Here is a 503-nt window from a genome sequence, read left to right on the forward strand (position 1 = left end):
AAAGCCTGATTGATATGCACAACAAAACACAACCCTCTCACAAAAAAGCCATCACGTTGGCATTAACGGGTGCCTCTGGGGCTCCTTATGGCCTTCGTCTTTTAGAATGTTTGGTCGCGGCGGATTATCATGTCTACGTTCTGATTTCTTCGGCGGCTCGCGTTGTGATGGCAACCGAACACAACCTTAAGCTGCCAAGTGGGCCAGACGCCGCAAAGCAAGCGCTGGTGGAACATCTCAACTGTGATCCAAATAACATCACTGTTTGTGGTAAAGATGACTGGTTCTCACCGGTAGCGTCTGGCTCAGCGGCACCAAAGCAAATGGTGGTTTGCCCATGTTCAGCAGGAAGTGTTGCGGCGATCGCGCATGGTATGTCGGACAACTTGATCGAACGGGCGGCTGATGTGGTAATGAAAGAACGCGGGCAACTGTTGCTCGTGGTTCGTGAAACGCCATTTTCAACGCTGCATCTTGAGAACATGCACAAGCTATCGCAAATG

The 503-nt window shown here is 50.7% G+C and carries 1 protein-coding gene; it reads left to right on the forward strand.

The window, feature by feature from the left end; translation table 11 throughout:
• Positions 1–14 precede the first annotated feature (14 nt).
• On the forward strand, positions 15–503 hold a 489-nt coding region (locus R7Q48_RS31585; protein ID WP_318134425.1), incomplete at its 3' end, for a flavin prenyltransferase UbiX.

The organism is Vibrio sp. 378 (assembly GCF_033339435.1).